This window comes from Pseudomonadota bacterium, from assembly GCA_011049115.1.
Classification (GTDB): Bacteria; Desulfobacterota; Anaeroferrophillalia; order Anaeroferrophillales; family Tharpellaceae; genus DSCM01.
In genome coordinates this window covers 39,926-48,487 of sequence record DSCM01000036.1, presented here as the reverse complement: position 1 = coordinate 48,487, position 8,562 = coordinate 39,926, and the positions used below count along the sequence as shown (strand labels likewise).

Annotated in this window: 6 protein-coding genes and 1 pseudogene; all 7 read right to left on the bottom strand. The window is 57.0% G+C overall.

What is annotated here, in order from left to right:
- Positions 1–314: hypothetical protein (locus tag ENN66_03425; protein ID HDS15656.1), on the bottom strand; the 314-nt coding region annotated here is incomplete at its 3' end.
- Between the two features lie 183 nt (positions 315–497).
- A complete protein-coding gene (gene elbB, locus ENN66_03420; GenBank protein ID HDS15655.1) occupies positions 498–1,154 on the bottom strand; it encodes an isoprenoid biosynthesis glyoxalase ElbB in 657 nt (218 codons plus the stop codon).
- A gap of 60 nt (positions 1,155–1,214) precedes the next feature.
- The gene (gene ubiE / locus ENN66_03415; GenBank protein HDS15654.1) at positions 1,215–1,946 is read right to left on the bottom strand and encodes a bifunctional demethylmenaquinone methyltransferase/2-methoxy-6-polyprenyl-1,4-benzoquinol methylase UbiE; all 732 of its coding nucleotides are present in this window, start codon (positions 1,944–1,946) and stop codon (positions 1,215–1,217) included.
- Positions 1,947–1,991: 45 nt separating this feature from the next.
- Positions 1,992–4,577, bottom strand: a complete 2,586-nt coding sequence (gyrA, locus tag ENN66_03410; GenBank protein HDS15653.1) for a DNA gyrase subunit A — start codon at positions 4,575–4,577, stop codon at positions 1,992–1,994.
- Positions 4,578–4,631: 54 nt separating this feature from the next.
- Positions 4,632–5,438, bottom strand: a complete 807-nt coding sequence (locus ENN66_03405) for a 4-hydroxy-tetrahydrodipicolinate reductase (protein ID HDS15652.1) — start codon at positions 5,436–5,438, stop codon at positions 4,632–4,634.
- Between the two features lie 140 nt (positions 5,439–5,578).
- Positions 5,579–6,325, bottom strand: coding sequence for a glycosyltransferase (locus ENN66_03400; GenBank protein HDS15651.1), 747 nt, complete (start codon positions 6,323–6,325; stop codon positions 5,579–5,581).
- Between the two features lie 565 nt (positions 6,326–6,890).
- A pseudogene (locus ENN66_03395) lies at positions 6,891–8,197 on the bottom strand (MFS transporter).
- Positions 8,198–8,562 lie beyond the last annotated feature (365 nt).

Genomic DNA, 8,562 nt, shown 5'->3' with positions numbered 1-8,562 from the left:
TTCATATTCTTATGGCAACCGCGGCAGGTTTTATGCGCAGCATCCTTACTGCTCAGCTTCTTGCCATCCTTTTCCGCCTTGTGACAGGCACTGCATTTCTCGATCGCGCCACCAACTTTAGAGGTATGGTGACAGGTCACGCAGTCGGGCACGGCCGCCGCATGTTTTACGTGACTGAAACTAACCGGGGGCTTGCTGCCGCCCTCAGCCTTGACAATTTCGATATCGCCGGTCGGAGCCGCCGGCATTCCAAAAGCCACCATCGCCACGGCCAGAAAAGCCACCACCGCCATTAACGCAACCAATCTCTTCATAACATTTCCTCCATTGACTTGTTGACTAACTTAACTGAAAATCACTGCCACCCAAAGCATACATAATACAAAAAATGTTTCGTCTACCGGTGGCGGTATACAAAATATTAAACGCCTTGTCAAGTTCTTAACCGGACCGAAAACCAAAAAAGCAACTCGGTTAAAGGAATCGTCAAGCTCCTGTTAAGCGGCCATGGCCACCACCTGCGCCACCAGTTTATCTATACCCAGGGCAATCTCGCGCAGACCCGGACCCAGCATATAAGCCGGGGTCGTCACCAGGCGATTAACCTCGTCAACAACAATGCCATCGACCGGACAGTTCTGATGCCGAGCTCCGAAAGACTCCAGGATTTCGGCGGTCGCCAAATCATTACCGATAGTCAGCAACGGTTTAAAATCCCCCAGAGCCCGGGCCAAGACTGCCGGGGCGATGCAGATGGCACCCAACGGCTTACCCGATCGGTGAAGCTCGCGCAGCAGACGCCGCACCTCGGACTCGACCACGGTCGCGGCTCCGGCCACCGCGAAATCGCTCAGATTTTTAGCCGCGCCGAAACCGCCCGGCAGAATCAGGGCGTCAAGGTCGGCGGCCTTCACCCCAGCCAGATCCGAGATTTCCCCCCGGGCGATCCGCGCGGCTTCAACCAGAACATTGCGTTTTTCCCCCACGACCTTGCCTTGGAGATGATCAACCACATCCCGCTGCAAGATATTGGGCGCCAGGCAAAGACGCTGCGCCCCGAGCCGATCCAGGGCTAGCATAGTCAGCACCGCCTCATGAATCTCAGAACCGTCATTGACTCCGCAACCGGAAAGCAAAACCCCTATTCTAGGCATGATCCTTCCTCCCTTAAGTCTCTATCGAATTAAAATAACGACTTTCCACCCTGCTTACCCTTAAGACAAAGCCGGTTTATCGGCAAGGTACAGGGTAGCGATACCAAAAGTCAGCGCATGCAAGCGACAGGACTCGAAACCGGCAGCCCGCAGGCTGCCGGAAAATTCCTGCGGCGCAGGAAAACGAGCCACCGATTCAGGCAAGTAACGATAGGCGCTGCGCTGGGCGAACAGACCCCCAATTAAAGGCAGAATCTGAAAAAAATAAATGTTATACAGGTCCCCCAACCAGGGCACCCGGGGCTGGGAAAATTCAAGCACCGCCAGCCGCCCTTTCGGTTTAAGAACCCGAAAAAACTCCGCCAGGGCTTTCTCCCGGTCAACAACATTGCGAATGCCGAAAGCGATGCTCACCAGATCAAATTCATGCTCGGCAAAAGGCAGGTTTTCAGCCGAGGCGCAAGCCAGTTCCAGCCCGGCCCCGGCCCGTTCACTTTTAATTCGCGCCAGATCAAGCATGGCCTGGCTGAAATCAAGACCCACGATCCGGGCCCGCGGCGCCTTCTCGCGCAAGGCGAGAGAAACATCTCCGGTACCGCAGGCCACATCCAATATGGACGTCCGCTCGCCGGCTCGCACCATCCGCACCAGGGTTTCACGCCATCCCTGATCAATGCCCAGGCTCAACAGCCGATTAAGAAAATCATAGCGCGGCGCAATCTGCGAAAACATTTCCTGAATCGCCCGCCGGCGTTTTTCCGAATCGTCCGGATCGGTTATCTTTTCAACCATACCCTCAAGCTCCAGCGTCGAATTTAGTTAATGTTCAAAACTCTGCTACACAAAATCTGCGCCCGGATCATCTTCAAATCCTCCGGCGTCAGAATCATCATCCAGGGCTTGATTCGTGGCCTCCAGGTCGTCCGCAAGTTGGCTGCCCTGATCCGGAAATAAATCATCCCGGTCCGAGGATTCACCACGATCCATTTTTTCCTGAAAACTGCGCTCAATCTCCATGCCTTCCGGAAGCAGAGCCACGGAAACCAGACGCTCCTTCTCCTGATCTATGCGGAAAACCCGAACCCCCTGGGTGTTACGACCCACTACCGAAATATCGGCAACCCGATTGCGGGTAATCTTCCCGGCATCGGTGATCATCATGATCTGATCGGCATCAGTAGCCTGCAAAACCGCGACCACGTTGCCGTTTCTGTCATTGACCTTGATCGTGATGACCCCCTTACCCCCGCGGGAACGCATGGGATAATCCGCCACCGGACTGCGCTTGCCGTACCCGTTTTCCGTCACGGTCAGAACCGTCGCGGTCTGGTCGGTAAAGATTTCCAGGCCGACTACCCGATCATCGGCCGCCATCCGGCACCCGATAACACCCTGTGAAAGCCTGCCGGTGGAACGAATTTCGGAAGCCGGAAAATGAATCGCCTGCCCTTTGCTGGTTCCCAGAAAGATTGAATCCTGCTCGCGGGCGATCTTGGCGGCGATCATCTCGTCATCGGGACGTAAGGTGATACAACGAATTCCGCTGCGCCGGATACTCTCTAGGGATCCGAGCTCCAGTTTCTTGACCAGCCCGGAACGGGTCGCCATAATCACAAAGCTGTCTTCGGTGAACTCGCGCAGGGCCATCACCGCCGAAACCTGCTCCCCTTCGTCCAACTGGAGAAGATTGACCAGGGCTTTCCCCCGCGAGGTGGCCCCGCCTTCGGGCGCCTGATAAACCTTGAGACGATAGGCCCGCCCCTGATTGGTAAAAAAGGTCAGGTAATCATGGGTGGAAGCGACAAACATCTGTTGCACGAAATCACCTTCCCGGGTTTCCATGCCGAGACGGCCGCCGGCACCGCGATTATAACTGCGATAGGTGTGCAAAGGGGTCCGTTTGATATAACCATGCTGCGAAACGGTAACCACCATTTCCTCTTCTTCAATCAGATCCTCGATCTGCAGATCACTGCCGTCGTCGACGATCTCGCAGCGCCGCGGGTCGCCATAGACTTCGCGAATTTCTTCCAGCTCCTGCACGATAATTTCCAGAATCAGCGCCTCGCTGGCCAGGATTTCCCGTAACCGGGCGATCAGGGCGGTCACCTCGGCATGCTCCTGGAGAATCTTGTCCCGTTCCATCCCGGTCAGACGCTGCAGGCGCAGATCCAGAATGGCCTGAGCCTGGCGTTCACTGAAAGCAAAACGGGCCACCAGACCCTCCCTGGCCGCCTGCGGGGAAAGCGCCGCCCGGATCAGTTCGATAACCTCATCCAGGTTATCGAGAGCGTGTTTGAAACCATCCAGCAAATGAATACGCTCCAAGGCCCGGGCCAGATCATAGGCCGTCCGCCGGCGCACCACGTCCTTGCGATGTTCAAGAAAATAGATCAGCATTTCCTTGAGATTAAGAACCACCGGCCGGCGCTCAACAATCGCCAGCAGGGTAATCCCGAAGGAGGTCTGCAGACTGGTCTGTTTAAAAAGCTGATTCAGAACAATCTCACCCTGAGCATCGCGTTTAATCTCAATGACAACCCGCATCCCCTGACGGTCGGATTCGTCACGCAGATCAGAGATTCCGGTCAGCTTCTTATGACGCACCAGTTCCGCCATTTTCTCCAGCATGCGAGCTTTGTTGACCTGATAGGGAATCTCGGTGACAATAATGCGTTCCCGCCCGTTTTTAGGATCAACCTCGACCTCGGCCCGGGCCCGCAAACGAATAATTCCACGCCCGGTCATATAGGCCGAAGCAATGCCTTCGCGGCCATAGATAAAACCACCCGTCGGGAAATCCGGGCCCGGCAGTTGGGCCATCAGCTCCGGCACCGTGATCTCGGGGTTCTTAATACAGGCAATCAGGGCGCTGACCACCTCGGAAAGATTATGAGGCGGAATATTAGTCGCCATCCCCACCGCAATCCCGGTTGAGCCATTGACCAGAAGATTGGGAAAACGGGCCGGCAGAACCACGGGTTCCTGCAGCGATTCATCATAGTTATTGACAAAATCCACCGTGTCTTTGTTGATATCGGCCAGCATCTCACCGGCAAGACGCTCCATGCGGATTTCCGTGTAACGCATCGCCGCCGGAGCATCACCGTCAACCGATCCGAAGTTTCCCTGGCCGTCAACCAGCCGGTAGCGCAGGGAAAAATCCTGGGCCATACGAACGATCGTATCATAAACCGCGCTGTCGCCATGAGGATGATATTTACCGATAACATCACCGACAACCCGAGCCGATTTTTTGTAAGCTTTATTCCAGACATTGCCGAGATCATGCATGGCGTACAACACACGACGATGCACCGGCTTCAAACCGTCACGCACATCGGGAAGGGCCCGACCGATAATAACACTCATGGCATACGCGAGGTATGAGGTCTTCATCTCATCCTCGATATTAACCGGCATTGAATCCGGCAGCAGAACCTCAGTTGGTTCCATAAACATTTCCCCTTTTCATAATTACTTTAATCCCAGAACGTCCTGCATGTCGTAAAGACCGGGAACCCGACCACCAAGCCAAAGCGCCGCCCGCACCGCTCCGGCGGCGAAATTATCCCGAGAATGGGCGCGATGAATAATTTCCAGCCGTTCTCCCATGCCACCGAACATAACCGTATGTTCACCGACAATATCACCGGCCCGCAGAGTCTGCATGCCGATCTCCCGCTGAGTCCGTTCCCCGGTAAAACCTTGCCGGGCAAACACCGCGTCCCGCTGATAGTCCCGTCCCAGGGCCGCGGCCGCAATTTCTCCCAAACGAACGGCGGTGCCGCTGGGCGCGTCTTTTTTCAGGCGATGGTGGGCTTCCAGGATTTCGACATCGAAATCATCCCCCAAAATCGCCGCGACATCGGCCACTACCTTAAAAAGCACATTCACCCCGACACTCATATTGGGGGCAAAAACAATCGGCACCCGGGCCGCCGCACGGGCTACCCGCTCCCGTTCCCCAACACTCATACCGGTGGTTCCGATTACCATCGCGACTTGCCGCTCAATCGCCCATTCAAGATTCGCCAAGGTCGCCGCGGGCGCGGTAAAATCAATCATCACCTCAGCCCCACTGCCGTCGAGAGCGGCAGGACTGCCGACCAGCGGCACGTTCAGACAACCGATTCCGGCCACCTCACCCACATCCTTACCCAGCAAGGGATGCTCCGCATGTTCGAGCCCCCCGACCACACAGACTTCGGCCTGAGCTTCAAGCAAGGCCACAAGCCGCTTTCCCATTCGTCCGGCAGCCCCGGCGACAACAACTGAGCGCATCATGATTCTCCCTTACAAAACAAACATTTACAATGTTGCACAAAAAGCCTGTAACTATAGAAAAAGAGTCTAAAAATGTCAACCATTAGTTGCCCGGCGCGGCTTCAACCGCGCTTCGGCAAGGCCCTCGACCCGATCAATCAGTCGCCGCCGGAAACGCCGCCATAATAGAAACGAAAGAGAACATGCGGCGGCACACCCAGCCAATAACCAAGCAAAATCATTTGATTGACCAGGGTTACTCGCCAGAACCCGTTTCGCCGCCAGCGCCGCGCCGAGGTCAGAATTTTCTCTGGCAACAAAACCAACCGTCCCGTCGGTTTGATGCGGCGCAGAAAATCGACATCCTCAAGCAACCCTTCCGACCAAAAACCACCGACCCCGGCAAAGGTTTCAGCTCGAACAAAAAAACCCTGATCGCCATAGGGCAAACCCCAAAAGCGACTGCGCCAGTGCACCAGTTTCTCGAGCAGGCGAAAACGAACTCCGGGCTCGTCCAGAGCCAGGCTGAAAGCGCCGAGCGCGACTCCCGGCCGGGCCAGGCTCCGACAGATTTTGATAAAAGCGTTGTCTGGAATCCGGGTGTCGGCATGAAGAAACAGCAAATAGCGCCCGCGGGCGGCCGCCGCCCCCAGATTCATCTGCCTTCCCCGACCGGAAGGTCGGCAAACCAGCACCCGGCAACCTGCGGCGGCCGCCAAAGCGGCGGAGTCATCATGGCTGCCACCGTCCACGACGATGACTTCAACCGTTCCCCCAAAACGCTCCAGCCCCAAGGCTGCCAGGGTCGCGGGCAAACTGGCCGATTCATTCAGAACCGGAATCACCACACTGAGCAGAGGTTTTGCCAAACCCCGCCAGAGCTCGAGATCTTCAGGCCGATCGATATCCGGCAGGGGGGTCAGTTCCCTAACCCGCCAGCCCAACCGGGCGGCGACCTCCAGGGTCTGCCTGAGCACGGTCGCGCCGCCCCAGTCAATGCCCTGAAAAAGCGCAGCCTCGCCCCGGCGCAGACCGAGCAGACAATAACCGCCATCCCAAGCCGGTCCGACTACCAGATCAAAACCACGGGCCAGAGCCGCCGCGGCTTCCTCCAGGTAGACGGCGGACAAAGCGGGACAATCGCTGCCGATCACGATCACCGCCGGATTGGGTCCCGGCCGGGGGGCGCCGATCGCCCGCCACAAACGCAAGCCCAGATCGCCTTCCGTCTGCGGCCGAAAGCACCAGGAAAAACCCAGCCAGAGCCCCATTTCCCGAATTCCGGCTCCGGTAAAAAAGATCTCCAGGCGACGACCCGGCCCTGAATCGACAAAACGCCGGGCCTCGGCCAGAACCTGCTCGGTCATGGCCTGCTGGGCCAAAGCCGCCCCATCCGCCCCCAGCTTTGGCACCAGCCGGGTTTTGGTCCGCCCCGGAACCGGATAACGGGTAAAAAGCAGCACCGCAAGTTCAGTCATGGTCCGACTTACCGCCGGTCTGACGACAACCGGTTTCCTGCGTGAAAAAGATCAGGACCGCGCTGAGCACCAGCCAGCCCAGCATCGGCGAAAAAGCGCTCCGATAAGCGGCGAAATCATAGACTTCAACGCCATTGCGCAAAACCCCTCTCCAGTTGTAATCAAGCACCATCCCCACCACCGGCTGCAGCAGCATCGGCCCGGACATCACTCCCATATTAACCACCCCGGAGGCCGTTCCCCCCAAATGAGCCGGCACCGATTCCTTGACAAAGGCGAAACTGATAATCATGCCGCCTGAGGCCAACCCAATCAACAGCAACAGAAAAATCAAAAAAACCACGGGCAGCTCCGGCACCAGGAGCACCAGGGACCAGCTCCCGACCAGAATCAGATTGCCAGCGATATAAAAGGGTTTGCGGCGGCCAATCCGGTCCGAAAGCGCCCCGAGCAGGGGACCACCCAGAGCCCAGGCCACCAGCATGACGGAATTAAGAGTAGCCGCCCGGGCCGGGCTGAAACCATAGTGAGTAACCAGAAAGGGAACCCCCCAGAGCCCGGAAAAGGTCAGGATACAACCAACCACGCCGCCCGGAATCAGACAAAGCAACCAGGTATTACGGGATTGAAAAATCTCCTTTAAAGTCGGCAGGACAGCAACCGTTTCCTCACCCCGGGAAAGCGCCGGAGCATAACTGAGATAGCCTTTTCCGCCGGATCATCGCGCACCATAAACCAGATCACCAGGGCAACCGCCAACGTCAGCAGCGCCACGGCCAGCATGACCGGTCGCCAGCCCGCCAGATCAACCACCAAACGCAAAGGCAGACCCGCGAAAACCGCTCCGATCATGCCGAAAAAAAGCGCCATGCCGCTGGCCAGGGCAAACTGCCGGGGCGCAAACCAGTGACCGGCAAGTTTCAGCATGCCGGCAAAAGCCACCGCTACCGAGCCCCCGATCAGCAGTCGCCCGGCGGAAGCCCAGAACAGATTCGGCGCCAGGCCGAAAAGCAGGCCTCCGCAACCGGCCACCAGAGCCCCGGCGGTCAATAAGCGCCGCGGCCCGAGTCGGTCCGCCAGAATTCCGGTCGACACCTGCATCGCGACATAACTGTAAAAATAGAAAGCCGCCAGGTTGCCCAGCCCGGCGGCACCGACCGCGAAATCCCGCATCAACTCGCCGGTCATGACCGCGGGCCCCACCCGCTGATAGAATCCGATCAGATAAAAAATTGCGCCCAGCCCCCACATCGACCAGGAGAGTAACGCCGAAGGATAGCCACGCCGCAGCGTTTCCATAGAAAAACTCCAACCTCGCATTCATTAATAAAGGGCTCTGGGCTCAATTCATTCTCCGCTTGACCTGAAGAGAGGTTTGCGGCTATGGAGAGAACTTCAATCCTTTGTGACGGCTCAGCCATTTTTCAGTGTTGAGGGGGACTCGGGTGGATTTCCGTAAGGCCTCGCGAAATTTCGTCGTTTTTCCCAGCGCATGAAACCCATTAAAATTACTGGGGTTTGAGCGCGCGAGCGTGAGCTAAACCATGGTAGGGGCGCAACGAGCCCTGGAAAACAGAAATTTCAGCGTTGACAGGAGAGGGAAATCACCGTCAGCACCCGAAGCTTCATAGACACATTTTTTTCATATTAACACAGCCCCACAA